The sequence below is a fragment of the Myroides albus genome, assembly GCF_024722315.1.
GTDB lineage: Bacteria > Bacteroidota > Bacteroidia > Flavobacteriales > Flavobacteriaceae > Flavobacterium > Flavobacterium album_A.
Genome location: NZ_CP102754.1, coordinates 2,859,153 through 2,877,668, shown reverse-complemented (window position 1 = coordinate 2,877,668; position 18,516 = coordinate 2,859,153). Strand labels below are relative to the sequence as shown.

Below are 18,516 nucleotides of genomic sequence, written 5' to 3'. Positions count from 1 at the left end.
TAGATTGAGTCCATAAAAAAAGGTTTCCACTATTAGTGAAAACCTTTTACATAAAAAGAATAATAAAAAATCAATTCATATTCACGTTCCTTACCTCGTTAATATGCCTTGTCAATATCTGTTACACGAATTAGTTTTTCATTTACAAACTCATGTATACCATATTTTGCTTGTTCACGTCCATAACCTGATTTCTTAGCACCTCCAAATGGCAATTCTGGAGCAATACCAGTAACGTGATTAATATAAACCATACCTGTTTCTATTTGACGAGCTACTTTAACTGCGCGCTCTTTGTTCTCACTAAACACACTACCACCTAACCCATAAGGTGTATCGTTGGCAAGTGCAATAGCTTCAGCTTCATCAGCTACCTCGTAGATCATAAATACCGGACCAAAGATCTCCTCTGAATAAGCATTCATTCCTTTTTTAATTCCAGTAAGTATAGTAGGTTCCATAAACCATCCATCACGATCTAATTTTTTACCACCACAAACAAGTTTTGCTCCTTGTTCTACTGCTTTAGCAACTTGTTTTAGTACATCTTCTCTCGCCTTTTCACTACTAAGTGGTGCTAATTGAGTAGCAGCATCCATGGGATCCCCTACTTTCACTTGTTTTACTTTCTCAATAACACCTTGGGTAAATTTGTCTGCTACTTGTTTTAAGACAATTAATCGTTTAGGAGATACACACACCTGTCCTGCATTCCACAAACGCCCTTCTACTGCCCCTTTAATAGCTTTATCAATATCTGCATCATCTAATACCACAAAAGCATCACTACCTCCAAGCTCAAGAGTAGATTTCTTAATATTTTTACCTGCAATAGAGGCCACACTTGCACCAGCTGGCTCACTTCCTGTTAGTGCTACTCCCTTGATGCGATCATCCCCTACAATATTTGCCAATTCACTTCCTGGTACAAATAAGTTTGTGTAAACATCTTTTGGCAAACCACACGCTAAAAACAATTCTTCCATGAGCTTAGCACATTGAGGAACATTAGAGGCGTGTTTTAAAACCATAGTATTTCCAGCCATTAAGTTAGGTGCAGCTGAACGCACAATTTGGTAATAAGGAAAGTTCCAAGGTTGGATACTCAATAGCAATCCTATTGGCTCTTTACTAATGAATGCTTCACCAAATGGCGTATCTAATTTTTCGTCTTTCAATAACTCTGCGGCATTTGTTGCATAATAATCAAAGATTGCTGCAGAAAGCTCTACTTCAGCTTTACTCTCAGTAAATAGTTTACCCATTTCAACGGTAGCTAATCTAGCTAGTTCATCTTTGCGCTCACGCATAGTATCAGCTATTTTGTGTACAATTTTTGCACGATCAGCAATCGAGACATTCTTCCAACTTTTAAATGCTGTAGTTGCTTTGTCTAATATTGTATTTATTTGTTCTGAAGTCATTACTTCAAAAACTTTTTCTTCTTTTCCTGTTGTGGGATTGATGGTTTTAATTGAAGATTTTATTGTTGTAGCCATATTTTATTTTTTAAAAAATTAATACTTACTAATTTACCACTATTATTTTAAAAACAATCTTAAAGTATTCTAAACAAAACACTTATAAGTTACTTTTAAAACAAATCAATTAAAAAACACCATTATTTAAACAATCGAAAGTTTTTGAATGCAACAGCATTGCAATTGTTACTAAAACGGACTTTTAGCTAACTTTATTTGGGCTTTTTTCACTAAGTTTGTCTTATGAAAATGTTACAACAAATATTATCTATACTTTTAGTACTGGTTATTTTTACAACTAGTATGTATCCTTGTGCAGATAAATTTGTTGATAAAACAGAACAATTATCCTCTTTTGACAAGGTAGATTTACCTACCTATAATCAAGATAGGGATTATCATTCTTTAGACGCCTGTTCCCCTTTATGTGCTTGTAGTTGTTGTGCTAGCTCTATTACTCTTGCCTTGGCGCTAAACATCACACAAGTCAAAACAGTAATTCACAGCCCTCAACACTTTAATCACTATGACAATCTGTTTTCCAGATTGGATAGCAGCATTTGGCAACCCCCTAAAATAGCTTAGTTTTTATTCGAATTAATTACTCCTCCTAAGGTCAAAGACTTCTGGGAGCAGCATTTACATACATATATTAAACTATGCTACTATGTTAGATAAAATCATACATTTTAGTATCCGAAACAAATTCATTATAGGAATACTCACTTTAGGTCTCATCGTGATGGGAATCTATTCAGTGATGAATTTGCCTATGGATACACAACCTGATATTACCAATAATCAAGTTCAAATAATCACTACTTCTCCTACACTAGCTACCCAAGAAGTAGAACAGTTCATTACTTACCCTATTGAACAAGCCGTTAAGCCAATACCAAACATTACCGAATTACGCTCCATTAGCCGTTTTGGATTAAGTGTTGTTACTGTTGTTTTTACAGAGAAAACAGACATTTATTGGGCAAGAGCTCAAATCTCTGAAAAACTCAAAGCTGCAGAAGAAATAATTCCTAAAGGAGTAGGTGCACCCGAACTTGCTCCTGTTAGTACAGGACTGGGCGAAATCTATCAATATGTTGTATTTCCCAAAGAAGGATATGAAGACAAATACAATAGTATGGACCTTCGAACTATTCAAGATTGGATTATTAAACCTCAGTTAATTGGTGTAAAAGGCGTAGCTGAAGTCAATACACTTGGCGGTCATTTAAAGCAATATGAAATTGCTGTAAAGCCTGATAGACTAAGAAGTATGGATACTTCTATTATCGAAATATTCCAAGCCTTAGAGGCTAATAACGAAAATACAGGTGGAGCATACATTGACAAAAAACCTTATGCTTACTTTATTCGAAGTGTAGGAATGGTGAATAGCTTAGAAGATATCGAAAAAATTGTCGTGAAGAATATAAGCGGTACTCCCGTTTTAATTAGAGACGTTGCAGATGTACGTATCGGCAGTAGCATTCGATATGGAGCAGTGACCAAAGATGGAAAAGGAGAAGATGTGAGCGGTATGGTCATGATGTTAAAAGATTCAAATACGCAAGAGGTTGTAAAACTTGTCAAAGAGCGCATGACGCAAATTGAAAAATCACTTCCAGAAGGTGTGGGAATTGAGCCTTTCTTGGATCGTACCAGATTAATCGAAAAAACAGTAAGCACCATTCAGACAAATTTAATTGAGGGTGCCCTAATCGTAATCTTTGTACTTGTCTTATTACTTGGAAATTGGAGAGCTGGTCTAATCGTAGCTTCAGTTATTCCCCTGGCTTTGCTATTTGCTATTTCCATGATGAAACTATTTGGCGTTAGCGGAAACTTAATGAGTTTAGGAGCAATTGACTTTGGTTTAATTGTCGACGGAGCAGTAATTATCGTCGAGGCCATTGTCCATAGATTACACGCAGGTAAAAACCGAAGGTTATCACAAGATCAAATGAATACCGAAGTGTATTCAGCTGCATCCAAAATTAGAACCAGTGCCTCTTTTGGAGAAATTATCATTTTAATAGTTTACTTGCCAATTTTAGCTCTAACTGGAATCGAAGGAAAGATGTTTGGCCCGATGGCAATGACTGTTTCATTTGCTATCCTTGGAGCCTTTATCCTTTCTCTTACTTATGTACCTATGATATCTTCCGTATTCTTATCTAAGCATGCAGGAAAAGAAAAACCTAACTTTAGCGATATGTTAATAGATAAATTATACAGTTGGTACAAACCTGTACTGCAGAGTGCCTTTAAAGTAAAGCGCTTCGTTCTGATACTGGCATTTGGTTTGTTTGCCATTGCCTTATACTTTTTCACTCGTATGGGTGGAGAATTTATCCCAACCTTAGATGAAGGTGACTTAGCTACTCACGTGATTATATCATCAGGTAGTTCTCTATCTCAAGAAATTGAGACCACTACCAAAGCAGAAAAGATTTTATTAGATCGATTCCCTGAAGTAAAAATGGTTGTTTCAAAAATCGGTAGTGCTGAGATACCAACAGACCCTATGCCAATGGAAGCTGCCGATGTAATCATTATTCTAAAGGACAAGAAAGAATGGACAAGCGCAAAAACCAAAGAAGAACTCATCGACTTAATGGAACAAGCTCTTGAGGAAATTCCTGGAGTAAGCACAGAGTTTTCACAACCCATACAAATGCGCTTCAATGAGCTGATGACGGGAGTAAGAAGTGATGTTGCCATTAAGGTGTTTGGAGAAGACTTAGACAGACTCTCAAGTATAGGAGATGAAATCAATACTTTAATTAACGATGTGCCCGGTGTAGCCAGTACAAAGTTAGAACGAGTAACCGGTCTACCTCAAATATCTATAAAATATGACAAGGACAAATTGGCTTTATATGGATTAAAAATCTCGGATATCAGTCAAATTGTTCGCTCTGGATTTGCAGGTGAGACTGCTGGAGTTGTTTATGAAGGAGAAAAGAGATTCGACCTTGTAGTACGCCTTGATCAAGACTATCGTTCAGATATAGAAAACTTGCGCAATATCTTTATTCCTCTTACTGATGGTCAACAAATTCCATTGGGCCAAATTGCCACAGTAGACTATGAAGATGGACCACAGCAAATCAGCCGAGAAGAAGGTAGAAGGAGAATTGTACTTGGATTCAATGTTCGCGAACGCGACGTAAAAAGCGTGGTTAGTGATATTCAAGTTATCCTTGATCAAAAATTAAAACTGCCTGAAGGCTATTATATTACTTATGGAGGGCAATTTGAAAACTTAGTTGAAGCTACCAATCGATTAATGATTGCAGTACCAATCGCATTAGCTTTAATCTTTATTTTATTGTACTTCACCTTTAAATCAGTAAAGCAATCCTTGATGATTTTCACTGCTATCCCCCTATCTGCAATTGGCGGAGTAGCTGCTTTATACCTAAGAGATATGCCTTTTAGTATTTCAGCTGGTGTAGGTTTCATTGCACTTTTTGGTGTAGCTGTGCTCAATGGTATTGTGTTAATTGGACAATTTAATCACTTAAAAGAAGATGGAATGGGATTATATGAAAGAATAATTGAAGGGACTAAACTGCGCCTTAGACCAGTATTGTTAACTGCTTTGGTGGCATCCTTAGGCTTTTTACCAATGGCACTAAGTACAAGTGCAGGTGCTGAAGTGCAAAAACCGTTAGCCACAGTGGTTATAGGAGGATTAATCACTGCTACAATACTTACTTTAGTTGTGCTACCTATCTTGTACTATTACGAAGAAAAAGGATTCAAGTTCTCCAGAAAAAAAACAATTGCTACTGTCATTCTATTTTTAATTGGAACGACAATACAAGCTCAACCAATTCAAAAACTGACTTTGGAACAAGCCCTTGCATTGAGCATTGAAAACAACAAGTCTATTTTAGCTGCTGAGCTAAATACAAAAGCTCAAAAACAAATGACTCGTACCAGCTTTGACCTGGAAAAAACATCCATTGAAACAGGCTTTGGCTATTTAGATACAAAAGAAAAAAAAGATATCACTTTGTCTATTTCTCAATCTTTTTCTCCTTTTAGCTATGGCAAAAAGAAGAAAGTCTTAAACAAAGCCTACGAAACAGCTGTTCTCGAACAACAAGGTACTGTGATTACAACACAATATGCCGTCAAACAAGCTTGGGAGAACTTGCTCTACGCCATGACAAAGAACAAACTCCTACAAGAGCAAAGTGAACTGCTAAAAGATTTTTCTAAATCAGCAAAGCTTCGATATCAAACTGGAGAGACAACACTTATGGAAAGCAATGTTGCTATTGCTAAAGAACAAGAATTAAACGTTGTAATCTCACAAAATAAAACAGTGATTGACAATCAAATCTCGAAACTAAAAGCGCTATTGCAATTGGATGAAGACTTTGTCCCTGCCGAATCTACTCTATTGTACGACAAACACAATCCAGACGATTCTTTTGACTTAAGTCAGAACAATACTTTGCTTTTAGCCCAGAAAGAAATTGAAAGTATTGAAGCTAATAGAAAATTAGAGAAATCGACATTACTTCCAGATATTACGCTGGGATACAATATAAAATCCGACTCTGGTACTATCACAAACAGCGCAGGAGAATTAGTCACTTATGGAAAAGAACTACGCGTGCCAAGTTATAGTGTAGGTGTATCTATTCCACTGTTCTTTGGCAGTCAAAAATCGAAAATCAAAGCGATGAAATACCAAGTAGAAATGGCTACAATGCAAAAAGATTATATTCACAAACAACTACTCGAAACAGTACAGCAACAGTTAGATATAATCTTAGCACAGGAAAACGTGATTGATTACTACCAAGAAAACGCTTTAAAGAATGCTTTGATTATCAAAGATCACGCAAAGAAATCTTATAATAATGGAGATATCTCTTATGTTGAATACATACAATCTGTGGAAACAGCACTAACGATTCAAATGAATTACTTAGATGCTTTACTCCAGTACAACCTAAGCCACAATACCCTGCATTATTTAATCAATCAATAATCAACAACGAATCGATATGAACAAATCAATTATATATTTAGTTTTTGCCTTGTCTTTTACACTTTGGAACTGCAAGGGAAATACTCAGGATGACCACACAGACCACGAGAGCAATCAAGAATCAACCTCTGCAAAGAAAGAAGAATCCCAAAATAAAGAGGTAGAACTAAACCAGATACAATTTAAAGCAGCTAATATAAAATTGGGAGCACTGCAAAAGAAAAACCTCAGTGATATTATCCGCGTGAATGGGCAAACAGAACTACCTGCACAAAGTCAAGCTGAAGTGTCTTCTTTTTTAAGTGGTACAGTTACTCAAATTATGGTAAACCTGGGAGATAAAGTAAAAAAAGGTCAAGTCATTGCCTTAATTGATAGCCCTGAATTTATACAGCTACAAGAGGAATATCAAATCTCTAAAAATACTTTAGAGTACTTAGAACTCGAATATAAACGTCAACAGACACTCAGAGCAGAAAACGTGAACTCTGAAAAGGTATATCAAAAAACAAAATCAGATTTGAATATCGAACGTGCTAAGTTCCAATCTTTGAGCAATAGACTAAAGCTGGTAAACCTTCAACCTGGAGCCTCAGCTACTTCACTGCGTATCTTAGCGCCTATTTCAGGAAATATCGCTACTATGCCTGTTAAGATTGGAAGCAATATCTCCCAAGGGCAATCCCTATTTACACTTGTGGATAACTCCCAGATTCACTTAGACCTTATGGTTTATGAAAAGGATTTACCTAATATTCAAGTAGGCCAAAAAGTATCATTTAATCTTACTAACATTAACAAGAGTGAGATTACAGCTACAATTTTCAGCATAGGAAAGTCTTTTGAAGCTGGTACAAAAACTGTTATTGTACACGCAAACATCAATGAGATTAACGAAAATCTAATCCCAGGATTATATGTCAATGCACTTATTCACATCGGAGAAAGCACGGTTGATGCTTTACCGAATGATGCTATTGTAAAAGCGGATGGTAGAGAATTTGTCTTTGTCCTTGAGCAAGAAGAAGCTGGACTTAAGGCGGATCACTTCCACTTTCAGCGTATAGAAGTCAAAACAGGAGTTTCTGAATTGGGATATACCCAAGTAACATTAATGGAAAAATTGCCAGGTGACGCGCAAATAGCTATCCAAGGTGCTTACTATATCCAAAGCCACTTGATTAAAAACGAAGGTGGCGGAGGTCATGCTCACTAATTAAAAACAACTATAAAAATAAAGGTCGGAATTATCCGACCTTTATTTTTATCTATTTATAGTACTGCTTAATATGCGCAATTATAATCTTTAAATCTTCAACAGGTACCTTAACAGCACTTCCAAATAATTTAGTGCCAGACTGCATCAGCAAAACCCCCTTGTGATCATCGGAACTTCCAATTGAACGGATCTCGAAGGAAATAGCCTTATCAGTTAAATTATAGCGTTTTCTCTTGTCTTTAAACCAACCGTAATTCGCTTGATAGTATACGTGATCGTCTGCAAAATAGAATTCTTCTTCCCCTTTTGTATTCCAAATCGCCAATCTAAAAATAAACAAACTGATAAACAGTAAAGCAGTCATGACAATAATATTGACTATGGACATTGTTGTTGTAGGTAGCAATATAGCACTTACCGTCGCGATTATTGGCAATAGTATTCCTGCTATAGCAATGACATAAAGGATAATTCGTATTGCTAAAGGTGCTTTTTTAACTCTCAGCAATAACTGTCTTTCGTTTATTTGATACTGTGTACTCATAGTTTATTGGTTTAACAAAGTAAAGGTAGATATATTTATGTACAAGTCAATATACACAACAAATAACGCTATACTTTTTTCTTCGCTTTTGACTCTCTTGTTAACTTATCAGATGTATTTCTACTACTATTAACAAAAAATACTAATACTTCACTGCTTTAATCATGCGGTCATTACCAACCATATCCTTTCGAAGCTCAATTTGCTCAAACTGCAAACTGTTAAATAGGTCTACTGTTTCTGGTCCTAAGTATTGGTTTATCTCATAAAATAACATACCTGATTTAACCAAATTATCATTGGCTAACTGAGCGATTTTACGGTAAAAAATCAAAGGATCTTCATCTTTAACAAAAAGCGCTAAGTGAGGTTCATAGTCGAGTACATTCTTGCGTATTTCAACTTTTTCAAGGTTTCGAACATAAGGAGGATTTGATACAATAATATCATACTGACCTTCAAGTCTATCTAGTGCCAAGACATCTTGCAAAATGGTTTGCACACTAACGCCATTTCTAATTGCGTTTGCTTTAGCGGTATCTAAAGCCTGCTTTGACACATCCATCAAAGTAACCTTAGCCTTTGGCAATTCACTTGCTAATGTAATGCCAATACAACCACTTCCCGTTCCTATATCTAATATACTGACTTGCCTATCCTGTGCTACACTATTGATAATCCACTCTACCAACTCCTCAGTTTCACTTCGCGGAATCAAGGTATACTGATTCACTTCAAAGGTCATTCCGTAAAAATACGCCCTTGAAAAGATATATTGAATGGGTTTTTCCTGTATTAAATCTCGTAAGACACTTTGCCAACGCTCCTGTTGCTGAGTTTGTAACTCGGGATTCATAATCAAATCTATTCTCGATTTTCCCTCTATCTCATCTAAGGCAATGAAGAACATCTGCTCTGCCTCACTTAAATCATACAAAGTAGAGAGAGATTCTATAAACTGCTGTTTAAATAACTTAATCTGCATAGTAAAAGGCTAAAAACAAATATGTTTTAGCTAAAAAGTTTAAATTTGCTCAAAGATACAGTTTTATCAATTTTGGAGAAACACGAATTATATATTTATAGATGTATTCAACTTGCCAAGCAAGGAACCTATGCGGCAATGCCTAATCCGAGTGTCGGAGCAGTTATTGTCCACAATGACAAGATTATAGGCGAAGGGTTTACATCTTTGTACGGAGGACCACACGCAGAACCCAATGCAATTGCTTCGGTTAAAAACCAACAGCTACTTAAAGAAAGTACGCTCTATGTTAGTCTTGAACCTTGCAGTCACTTTGGAAAAACCCCTCCATGTTGCGATTTAATTATCGAAAAACAAATACCCAGAGTAGTCATTGGCACAGTAGATCCGTTTGCTAAAGTCTGTGGAAAGGGTATTGCAAAAATGAAAGAGGCAGGAGTTGAAGTCACTGTAGGTGTATTAGAAGATTCTTGTCAAAAAAGCAATAAACGCTTTTTTACATTTCATCAAAACAAACGCCCTTATATTATTCTAAAATGGGCCCAAACAAGTGATGGGTATATTGCACCTTTACACAAAGAGAAACAACGTCCTTTTTGGATTTCAAACACTTATTCTAAACAATTAGTGCACAAGTGGAGAAGCGAAGAAATGGCTTTCCTTGTTGGAACTAATACTGTTTTAACAGACAATACCGAGCTAACAACAAGGCACTGGTATGGGCAAAACCCCATTCGCGTATACATCGACAAAGCCGCAAAAATAGACCAGCAGTTTGCCATTAGAAATAATCAAGTAAAGACAATTTGCATAACTGCAAATAAAGAAATGATCTCTCAAGGGAACACAATATTTGAATATGCAAACTTTCAGGAGAATCTCCCTGAGCAAATTTGCCATATTTTGTACAAACACCATATACTCTCAGTAGTAATAGAGGGAGGAAGACAAACCCTACAATCTTTTATAGACAGTGATTTGTGGGATGAAGCTCGTATATTTGTAGGACAAGCTACTTTAAAACAAGGGATAAAAGCACCTGTGCTCAACACCTTTAAAACATTAAACCAACATCACATACTAAGTGATACACTAAAGATCGTTACCCGATAAAATGAGTGAAACAATTGATTCATATAAAACAATAAGTCAACCGACACAAGAAGTATTATACAAGGAAAAAAACAGTAAGTTCTTTGGCTATGCCTTCCCTATTCAAAATGAAGAGCAGGTAAAGGAAATTCTCGAGCGCATAAAAAAAGAGCACTACAATGCACGACATTGGTGTTATGCCTTTCAATTAGGTGCAGAACAAGTTTACTATCGCGCCAACGATGACGGAGAACCCAGCAATACAGCAGGAGCACCTATACATGGACAAATACAATCCTTTGAGGTAACGGATATCCTTATTGTGGTTGTGCGCTACTTTGGAGGAGTCAAGCTCGGAGTTGGTGGACTAATTACTGCCTATAGAGCTACGGCGCAAATGGCTATGGAAGTAGCAGATATTATCGAAAAGACAATTGATAAAAACTTCAAGGTTAGATTCCAATACAAGGACATGAATAATGTAATGCGCGTTATCAAAGAAAAAAACCTTACTATTATCGCTCAAAACATGCAGATGAGTTGCGAAATTGAGCTATCGATACGAAAGAGTGAATACCAACAAGCCTTAGAAGCTTTCGTTCCATTTTACGAAGTAAAGGTTATAGAACCAGAAGATGAGGATTACTAATGCAAAACAAAAAGCAGAACTAACTACCTGAGTTAATTCTGCTTTTTGTTTTAGCCAGCTATAATCTTACATTGATTACTCACTCATATAAGCCAACCATTCTATATATCGCTTGTCAATAACAGTTTTAATTAATAAATAATTCTCCTGTGTGTCAGCTACATGATATATACTATCAAAATGTTGATTTGCTTGATGAGCTTTTTGATTAAACACGCTTGTATAGTCTTCCAAATAAGAATTATACTTGGCAGTAAAAGCTGTATCCTCATCGTAATAGGCTTTTGCAAAAGCGTTTCCTTGTTCATTTAAATCATAAGACACAAACTTTTCATCGCAAACTTCCAAGAGAAACTCTGCTCCTGTTAATTCACCTTCTAACAATTCTTCAATCTCCTGCTCAGAATCCTCAAACAACTCCTGAGAATATAGTTTCTTTTCAATACACCATTTTAAAAACATCCCGATATGCGTTGCAGCACACTCGTCCGCTAATCCTTGAGGGTAATCCCCTCCATAATGCCAAGAGGCATCGTCATACTTAGACATAGGCTATCTATTTTCTTAGATTTAATCAAATTTAGCAATAATTGCGATATTTATAAAATGTCTTTTTACACAAAAACTCACTTGTAAAAAACAACATAACCAGACAAGGTATAAAAGTAAACAAGCGATTAAGTAGCTACTTAATCGCTTGTTCTAGTTATATAATTTGGTAAACATTAATTAACTTTTCCCTTTAATTATCTCTATAAAAGAAATATAGAATGTAAAACCATTACAAATATATATGATAAGTATACATCCCTTGAATAATTTATACAAACGCTATTGGTAAGAATTCAATAGGTAATTACACTTGAATAATAACAAACTTCTTCTAAAATAGATACTTTTGCATTACATTTATTTAAATAAACACGCATGTTTGACAAAACAATATTTGAATCATTATACACACCAAGATTTACCTTATACAAATTAACCCCAGATAATTACCAAGAATTTCTTAAAAATGCTACTGACAAGCAATTAGTAGAATTCTTAGGAATAGAACCCGAGGAAATACTAGCGGAGCGCAAAAAAGCAGAACATGGTTTTAGAACTTACAATAAATCCTATCTTATGTTTATTATCACAGATACGCAAAGCAATAGAGCAATAGGTCACTGTGGTTATCATACCTGGTATTTAGAGCACGATAGAGCAGAAATTGGCTACGCATTATATAATAATTCATATAAAGCAAAAGGTGTTATGTCAGAAGTCTTGACTAGAGTATTAGATTATGGTTTTGAAAAAATGAACTTACAAAGAGTTGAAGCTTTTATTGGTCCAAACAATGAAGCCTCACTAAGACTGATTGAGAAATTTGGTTTTGTACAAGAAGGCCAATTAAGAAATCATTTCTTTAAAAATGGAAAATGGGAAGATTCAATAGTATATTCTAAACTAAAAACTGAATATAAACCACTAAGTGAATCAGAAACACTTTAATAAAAATAATCAAGCGCGCATTGTAGACAAAAAAAAGAGCCTTTTGTAAAGACTCTTTTTTTTTGGTATTTTATATTTTTTATGGTTTTAATCCTGTAAAGATTAAAAACTCATCATAGTATTGCGCTAAAAGCAATTGATATCCTTCTGAGCGATCAACTGGTATTTTTTGTATATCAGCTTGAGCAGCCAAGTAGTATAAGAATGCATCAACTTGTTCGGAAGGGATACTCAAATCTTTTGTCAAATCTTCTTTTGGATACTTCTCAACAAAATCCTTAACAATGATTTCTAAGCGTTCATATACAATAGCCTCTTTATCTTTTTTGCGTTGTCCTGAAAAAAGATTCACCAACGCATCCACGCTAATACCAAGTCCTCCACTTGGGGTAGCACTTGTAAGGGTATTTCTACGTGAATAATTAGCCTCTGCTGGTGAGAGAATTTGTTCGTCAGACTTGCCAAAAAAGTCAGGACCAAAATCTTTTTTAATAATGATAATCTCCTCTAAATTTTGTCCTGGTTTAGCCAAAACAACATTCACCCTGCCTTTTTTAATATCTTGTTTCTCCACTACATAATCAGAGGTAACACTAAACTTACTGGTAAAACGAAGCGTATCGCCCTTTTGAGCCGTAATCATATAATATCCTGTTTGGTCAACAACAGCTATTTCTTTACTACTTCTATTTTCAATTGTAACTGGTACACTTCTACCATCTAAAAGACGAGCGCGCCCATCAATCATTGCTTTCTTCTGAGCATAAGTAGAACTAACCATTAGTGTAGCTACAACAAGTAGCCATTTTCCTGATCTCATATCGTTTGTTTTTGTAAATATAACTAAATACTTCGTTTATTGCGAATGAAAAACAAATTAAAAAAATAGTAGTTTTTATAATAATTTTATTCGCTCACTTACATAATCAGGTGCAGCGCAAGCACGACCGGTTTGCATATTGACAAACACTAAAACCGAGTTAGCCGTTGTTAATAACTCGCCATCTTGATTGTACAATTCGTAGTCAAATTCGATCTTCACCGCTGTAGCTTTTTTAAAGATTGTTCTAATTGTAAGATTATCATCATACTTAGCTCCTTTTTTGTAATTCATTGACAAACTAACCACAGGAAGCATCACTCCAAGCTCCTCCATTTTCCTGTAAGAAACTCCCAAGTTCCGAAGCCACTCAACTCGCCCAATTTCAAAATATTGCGCGTAATTTCCATGGTAAACAACACCCATTTTATCAGTCTCAGCGTAGCGTACACGCACGTTTGTATCAAATATTTTCATATATCAATTAGATTGCTTGTTTATTTATTTATTTTAAGTACTTACCAATTTTTTTTGGTTTTTACAATGCCTAAAAAGTTTTTTTATCCCAAAAATTGTTCACATATTTGTCATCGAAATCAAATGCGATTTCTACCCCCATAAATCACTCAAAAATAGTAACTGTTTTTTAATTCTAACCAAAAATGCGTGAATATACAAACATGACAGCTGAATCTGTATGGAACAATTGTCTGGAATTCATAAAGGATAATATTCAAGACCAAGCTTTTACAACTTGGTTTATGCCTATTAAGGCAATTGAATTGACCAAAGAAAATTCTTTGTGTATTCAAGTACCAAGTAAATTCTTTTATGAGTGGTTAGAAGAGCACTATGTAAAAATTCTTAAAGTAGCACTGACTAAGCAATTAGGACCAGATGCGAAATTACTATACAAGATTCAAATGGAATCTACAAAAAGTAATAAAAAGCCTTTTACAGAACAATTACCAAGTGCTCAAAGAAGTCCACTTAAGCCACAAGAATTAGACGTACCAATTCAAAACAAAAACCCTGAACTAAAGAATCCTTTTGTTATACCTGGTATTCGCAATGTTAAAATTGAATCTCAGTTAAATTCAAACTATTCTTTTGATAATTTCTTAGAGGGGGACTCTAACCGTTTGGCGCGCTCAGCTGGTTTAGCTGTTGCTAACAAACCGGGAGGAACTTCATTTAACCCATTGTTGATATTCGGAGGTGTTGGTCTTGGTAAAACACACTTAGCACAAGCTATTGGTGTTGAAATCAAGGAACTTTATCCTGACAAAACTGTTTTGTATATTTCAGCAGAAATATTCACTCAACAATTTGTTGACTCTATCAAGAAAAACACAAGAAATGACTTCATCTACTTTTATCAATTAATTGATGTTTTAATTGTCGATGATATCCAATTCTTATCTGGAAAAACTGGTACTCAAGAAGTATTCTTCCACATCTTTAACTATTTACACCAAAATGGAAAACAGGTTATTATCACTTCTGATAAAGCTCCTGTAGAGATGCAAGATATAGAACAACGTTTATTATCTCGTTTTAAATGGGGATTATCTGCAGAGATATCACACCCTGATTTTGAGACAAGAGTAAAAATTGTTGAAGGTATCCTATTCAGAGATGGTGTAGAAATGCCTCAAGAAATCATTGAATACGTTGCACAAAACGTATCAACAAATATTCGTGAATTAGAGGGAGCTATTATTTCTTTAATTGCTCAATCGTCTTTCATCAAACGCGAAGTAACTCTTGATCTTGCTCGTTCAGTGGTTGAGAAATTCGTTAAAAATGTCAAACGAGAGATATCAATTGACTTTATTCAAACAGTTGTATCTTCTTATTTTGAAATCGATACTGAGACACTTAGATCTAAAACGCGAAAAAGAAATATTGCTCAAGCTAGACAATTAGCGATGTATTTTGCAAAAAAATATACAAAAGCTTCTTTAGCGAGTATAGGTTCTCAAATTGGTGGTCGTGATCACGCTACAGTATTACACGCTTGTAAGACAATAGACAACCTAATTGAAACAGATAAAGAATTCAAAAAATACCACGACGATATCAACTTGAAATTCAATATGTAATGAAGGCAAAGATCTTGATGGTTTGTTTGGGTAATATATGCCGCTCACCTTTAGCAGAAGCAATACTACAATCAAAACTTCCCAAAGAAGATTTCTTAGTAGACTCTGCTGGTACAGGCGCTTGGCATGTAGGACAATTACCAGACCCAAGATCAATTGAAGTCGCACAGAATTACAATATTGATTTAACAAATCAAAGAGCACGTCAGTTTACAGTTGAAGATTTTGATACTTTTGACCGCATATATGTAATGGATCAATCTAACTTTGACAATGTAATTGAACTAGCTCCAAATGACCAGGCTAAAGCAAAGGTCAAATTGATTTTAAACGAGCTTAATCCAGGTAAAGACCAAGAAGTTCCAGATCCTTATTTTGGAGGACCAGGAGGTTTTTACAACGTATTTAGAATGCTAAATGAAACTTGTGAAGTAATTGCCAAAGATTTAAGATCTTAGATATATAGAGAAAAGGAAGAAAGTAATTTTCTTCCTTTTTTTTTATTCATACCTTTGGCAATTCAAAAGACTTCAAATCACCAATGGATAATAATACAAACTTCGGTACACTATATTTAATACCGATTACATTAGGAGAAACCACTAACCCCTTAGATGTTTTACCGCAAACTGTAAAAAGAGCAATCGAGATGCTCGATATCTTTATTGTAGAAAACGAAAAAACTGCAAGGCGCTTTATCAAGAGTATTTGCCCTGAAAAAAAGCAATCTGAATTAATCTTATTCCCACTGAACAAACACACAGAGATTAGCCAGTACAAAGACTATATCAAACCTTTGTTAGAAGGCAAAAGCATTGGAGTTATGAGCGAGGCGGGTTGTCCTGGAGTTGCTGATCCAGGAGCAGTCATTGTTGATTTAGCACACAAGAAGAATATTAAAGTCACTCCTCTGGTAGGACCTTCATCTATTCTATTATCGGTTATGGCTTCTGGAATGAATGGACAAAGCTTTGCATTTAATGGCTATCTCCCAATTGACAAATCAGAAAAGAAAAGCGCATTGAAAAACTTAGAGAAAATCTCTTTAGAGAGAAATCAATCTCAATTGTTTATTGAAACGCCATATAGAAACAATCAGCTATTACAGGACATGTGTCAAATACTAAACCCAAACACGCTGATATGTGTTGCTTGTGACATCACACTTGAAACTGAATTTATACAAACCAAACCAGTTTCACTTTGGAAAAAAACAAAAGTGGATTTACACAAACGACCATGTATTTTTATCATCCACAAGAATTAATTATACGCAACTACCCCAATCAATTAGAAGATATCACATAATTACACCATAGTAAAAGAGCTCGATAAATCGAGCTCTTTTACTATATGATTAATAAATATTGTTTCTTATTTTTCTTTTTCTTGTTTCTCTTTCGGAAGCAAAAATCCAAGGCGCATTCCCCTTAGCATTTTCTTGACAAAGTTCCAAAAGAAAGTGTGCTGACCAAAAATAGTACCTATAGTAACAAGAAGAACTTTATATACAGGCATAATGATGATGATATACAAAATCCAATATGGTATTGGATGCATTACCCCACGTTCTATACCTAAAAAAGCTAAGATTGGCTTGGATACAATTGCAGCTGTAGACCCAGTAATAGCAAAAACAATAAAAACAATGACTAACTGAAAATTAGAAGTTAGTCCCCAACGCTTTTTTAACTTTTCCATTATTTAATTTTAATCTAAACAAAATTAAACTTTTTAAACTGAGTAAAAAACTTAAACACCACTTTTATACTTTTATTATAAATTAGCCTTATAACCAATTCTATTTTTTGACAAAAGACATCAAAACAAAGACCTTGCTTGCCAATATCACCCCTGTATTATCTTCGCGTAAAACAACAATCACTCCCTAAAAAGTAGTGAAGGTAAACGCGGAATTATAAACGCACATCTTCACTTTTTAAAACAAGGAATGTCCCTTGCCCCGTTTGTTGAGATTCCACTAAATGTTTGCAAACAGCAAATTACCCATATAAGCGAAATCAAAACTCTTAAATACACGCACAAAAAAAGCCATCAATGTGATGGCTTTTGTTTATATTTCTAACTGTTGTAGTGCTTCTGTTACATACTCGTGCATTACCTCCCTGTAATCCAAATGCGTTACAATGCGAAGCCAACCACCTCCCATTTCACTAATGGCAATGTTCTTTTGTTTTAGTTTATCAAAAAACTTCTTCACATCCTCTTTTCTATGCAAGCGAAACACAACGATATTTGTTTGCACTGGCAATACCTCAGCTACCCAAGCTTTTTTATTCAAAAGTACCTCTATTTGTCTCGCTCTAAGGTGATCACTTTGCAATCTACTGACATTATTCTTTAAAGCATATAATGCAGCAGCAGCTAAATACCCAGTTTGGCGCATACCACCCCCCATGAGTTTACGCAATCTAATAGCCTTTTGAATAGACTCTTTACTACCAATTAAAGCAGATCCCACAGGAGCGCCCAATCCCTTAGAAAAACAAACCGATATAGTATCAAACAATTTACCAAAATGTGTTGGGTGTTGGGCTTTAGCTACCAAGGCATTCCACAATCGGGCACCGTCCAAATGCAATTTCATTCCCTTCTCATCACATACTTGGCGTATTTTTTCAATCTCTGGTAGCTCATAACATGCCCCACCACCTTTATTAGTGGTATTCTCAAGGCAAACAAGTGTAGAGATTGGATAATGAAAATTAGACGCATCTGTATACATTTCTAAAACTTGATCTGCCGTAATACGACCTCTATCTCCGTCAATAACCCCGCAGGTAACCCCACTGTGAAAAGCAGGTCCTCCCGCTTCAAATTGATTAATATGTGAACTACGCTCACAAATAAGCTGATCTCCAGGCTGAGTATGCAATTTTATGGCTACTTGATTAGCCATGGTTCCCGAAGGAAAAAAAAGAGCCGCCTCCATACCAAATAGCTCTGCTACAGCAAGTTCTAATTCATTTGTACTTCCATCTTGTTTATATACATCATCCCCTACCCTTGCCTTAAGCATATAATTCAACATCTCAGGAGTAGGCTTTGTTATTGTGTCACTAGTTAAATTAATTTCCATATATAGTTTG

The 18,516-nt window shown here is 35.3% G+C and carries 17 protein-coding genes; 9 read left to right on the top strand and 8 right to left on the bottom strand.

The genetic code is table 11. From position 1 onward, the window contains the following. Nucleotides 1-98 precede the first annotated feature (98 nt). Nucleotides 99-1,499 carry an NAD-dependent succinate-semialdehyde dehydrogenase gene (locus tag NWE55_RS13000; RefSeq protein WP_155092271.1) on the bottom strand — a complete coding sequence of 467 codons (1,401 nt, stop codon included), beginning with the start codon at nucleotides 1,497-1,499 and terminating at the stop codon, nucleotides 99-101. 225 nt (nucleotides 1,500-1,724) lie between these two features. Here NWE55_RS13000 and NWE55_RS12995 point away from each other — a divergent pair, with 225 nt between their 5' ends. The 3 genes from NWE55_RS12995 (at nucleotide 1,725) to NWE55_RS12985 (ending at nucleotide 7,708) form a co-directional block, all read left to right on the top strand. Beyond that, nucleotides 1,725-2,066, top strand: a complete 342-nt coding sequence (locus tag NWE55_RS12995; protein ID WP_155092272.1) for a DUF6660 family protein — start codon at nucleotides 1,725-1,727, stop codon at nucleotides 2,064-2,066. 82 nt (nucleotides 2,067-2,148) lie between these two features. Beyond that, nucleotides 2,149-6,492, top strand: a complete 4,344-nt coding sequence (locus NWE55_RS12990; RefSeq protein WP_258204166.1) for a CusA/CzcA family heavy metal efflux RND transporter — start codon at nucleotides 2,149-2,151, stop codon at nucleotides 6,490-6,492. Between the two features lie 16 nt (nucleotides 6,493-6,508). Then, nucleotides 6,509-7,708 (top strand): efflux RND transporter periplasmic adaptor subunit, encoded by a 1,200-nt coding sequence (locus NWE55_RS12985; RefSeq protein ID WP_258204165.1) that lies wholly within the window; start codon nucleotides 6,509-6,511, stop codon nucleotides 7,706-7,708. Nucleotides 7,709-7,760: 52 nt separating this feature from the next. Here NWE55_RS12985 and NWE55_RS12980 read toward each other — a convergent pair whose 3' ends face one another. Together NWE55_RS12980 and prmC are read right to left on the bottom strand one after the other, a co-directional pair. Next, on the bottom strand, nucleotides 7,761-8,255 hold the full coding sequence (locus tag NWE55_RS12980; RefSeq protein ID WP_155092275.1) for a hypothetical protein: 495 nt from the start codon (nucleotides 8,253-8,255) through the stop codon (nucleotides 7,761-7,763). Between the two features lie 142 nt (nucleotides 8,256-8,397). Next, nucleotides 8,398-9,240: a peptide chain release factor N(5)-glutamine methyltransferase gene (gene prmC / locus NWE55_RS12975; protein WP_155092276.1), complete on the bottom strand. Its 843-nt coding sequence runs from the start codon at nucleotides 9,238-9,240 to the stop codon at nucleotides 8,398-8,400. Nucleotides 9,241-9,285: 45 nt separating this feature from the next. Here prmC and ribD point away from each other — a divergent pair, with 45 nt between their 5' ends. Continuing rightward, entirely contained in the window at nucleotides 9,286-10,353 is a 1,068-nt protein-coding gene (ribD, locus tag NWE55_RS12970; protein ID WP_258204164.1) for a bifunctional diaminohydroxyphosphoribosylaminopyrimidine deaminase/5-amino-6-(5-phosphoribosylamino)uracil reductase RibD, read from the top strand. Between the two features lies 1 nt (nucleotide 10,354). Then, nucleotides 10,355-10,981 carry an IMPACT family protein gene (locus tag NWE55_RS12965; RefSeq protein ID WP_155092278.1) on the top strand — a complete coding sequence of 209 codons (627 nt, stop codon included), beginning with the start codon at nucleotides 10,355-10,357 and terminating at the stop codon, nucleotides 10,979-10,981. A 75-nt stretch (nucleotides 10,982-11,056) separates the two neighbouring features. Here the strand turns inward: NWE55_RS12965 and NWE55_RS12960 are convergent, their stop codons facing one another. Then, nucleotides 11,057-11,530, bottom strand: coding sequence for a DUF7832 domain-containing protein (locus tag NWE55_RS12960; RefSeq protein ID WP_155092279.1), 474 nt, complete (start codon nucleotides 11,528-11,530; stop codon nucleotides 11,057-11,059). A 378-nt stretch (nucleotides 11,531-11,908) separates the two neighbouring features. Here NWE55_RS12960 and NWE55_RS12955 point away from each other — a divergent pair, with 378 nt between their 5' ends. Then, on the top strand, nucleotides 11,909-12,481 hold the full coding sequence (locus tag NWE55_RS12955; RefSeq protein WP_258204163.1) for a GNAT family N-acetyltransferase: 573 nt from the start codon (nucleotides 11,909-11,911) through the stop codon (nucleotides 12,479-12,481). Between the two features lie 79 nt (nucleotides 12,482-12,560). On the opposite strand, the gene NWE55_RS12950 is transcribed toward NWE55_RS12955, so the two are convergent. Together NWE55_RS12950 and NWE55_RS12945 are read right to left on the bottom strand one after the other, a co-directional pair. Beyond that, the gene (locus NWE55_RS12950; RefSeq protein ID WP_258204162.1) at nucleotides 12,561-13,301 is read right to left on the bottom strand and encodes a hypothetical protein; all 741 of its coding nucleotides are present in this window, start codon (nucleotides 13,299-13,301) and stop codon (nucleotides 12,561-12,563) included. Nucleotides 13,302-13,376: 75 nt separating this feature from the next. Next, nucleotides 13,377-13,778, bottom strand: a complete 402-nt coding sequence (locus tag NWE55_RS12945) for an acyl-CoA thioesterase (RefSeq protein WP_258204161.1) — start codon at nucleotides 13,776-13,778, stop codon at nucleotides 13,377-13,379. 185 nt (nucleotides 13,779-13,963) lie between these two features. Between NWE55_RS12945 and dnaA the strand changes: the two genes are divergently transcribed. The 3 genes from dnaA to NWE55_RS12930 all read left to right on the top strand — a co-directional run bounded on the left by dnaA (nucleotide 13,964) and on the right by NWE55_RS12930 (nucleotide 16,673). Then, entirely contained in the window at nucleotides 13,964-15,406 is a 1,443-nt protein-coding gene (gene dnaA / locus NWE55_RS12940) for a chromosomal replication initiator protein DnaA (protein ID WP_160339200.1), read from the top strand. Further along, the gene (locus NWE55_RS12935; protein WP_258204160.1) at nucleotides 15,406-15,864 is read left to right on the top strand and encodes a low molecular weight protein-tyrosine-phosphatase; all 459 of its coding nucleotides are present in this window, start codon (nucleotides 15,406-15,408) and stop codon (nucleotides 15,862-15,864) included. The genes dnaA and NWE55_RS12935 overlap by 1 nt, the downstream gene beginning before the upstream one ends. An 83-nt stretch (nucleotides 15,865-15,947) precedes the next feature. After that, nucleotides 15,948-16,673, top strand: coding sequence for an SAM-dependent methyltransferase (locus NWE55_RS12930; RefSeq protein ID WP_160339202.1), 726 nt, complete (start codon nucleotides 15,948-15,950; stop codon nucleotides 16,671-16,673). 107 nt (nucleotides 16,674-16,780) lie between these two features. On the opposite strand, the gene NWE55_RS12925 is transcribed toward NWE55_RS12930, so the two are convergent. Together NWE55_RS12925 and NWE55_RS12920 are read right to left on the bottom strand one after the other, a co-directional pair. Beyond that, nucleotides 16,781-17,107 carry a DUF6787 family protein gene (locus tag NWE55_RS12925; protein ID WP_155092286.1) on the bottom strand — a complete coding sequence of 109 codons (327 nt, stop codon included), beginning with the start codon at nucleotides 17,105-17,107 and terminating at the stop codon, nucleotides 16,781-16,783. A gap of 373 nt (nucleotides 17,108-17,480) precedes the next feature. Continuing rightward, nucleotides 17,481-18,506, bottom strand: a complete 1,026-nt coding sequence (locus NWE55_RS12920; protein ID WP_258204159.1) for a threonine aldolase family protein — start codon at nucleotides 18,504-18,506, stop codon at nucleotides 17,481-17,483. Nucleotides 18,507-18,516: the final 10 nt, after the last annotated feature.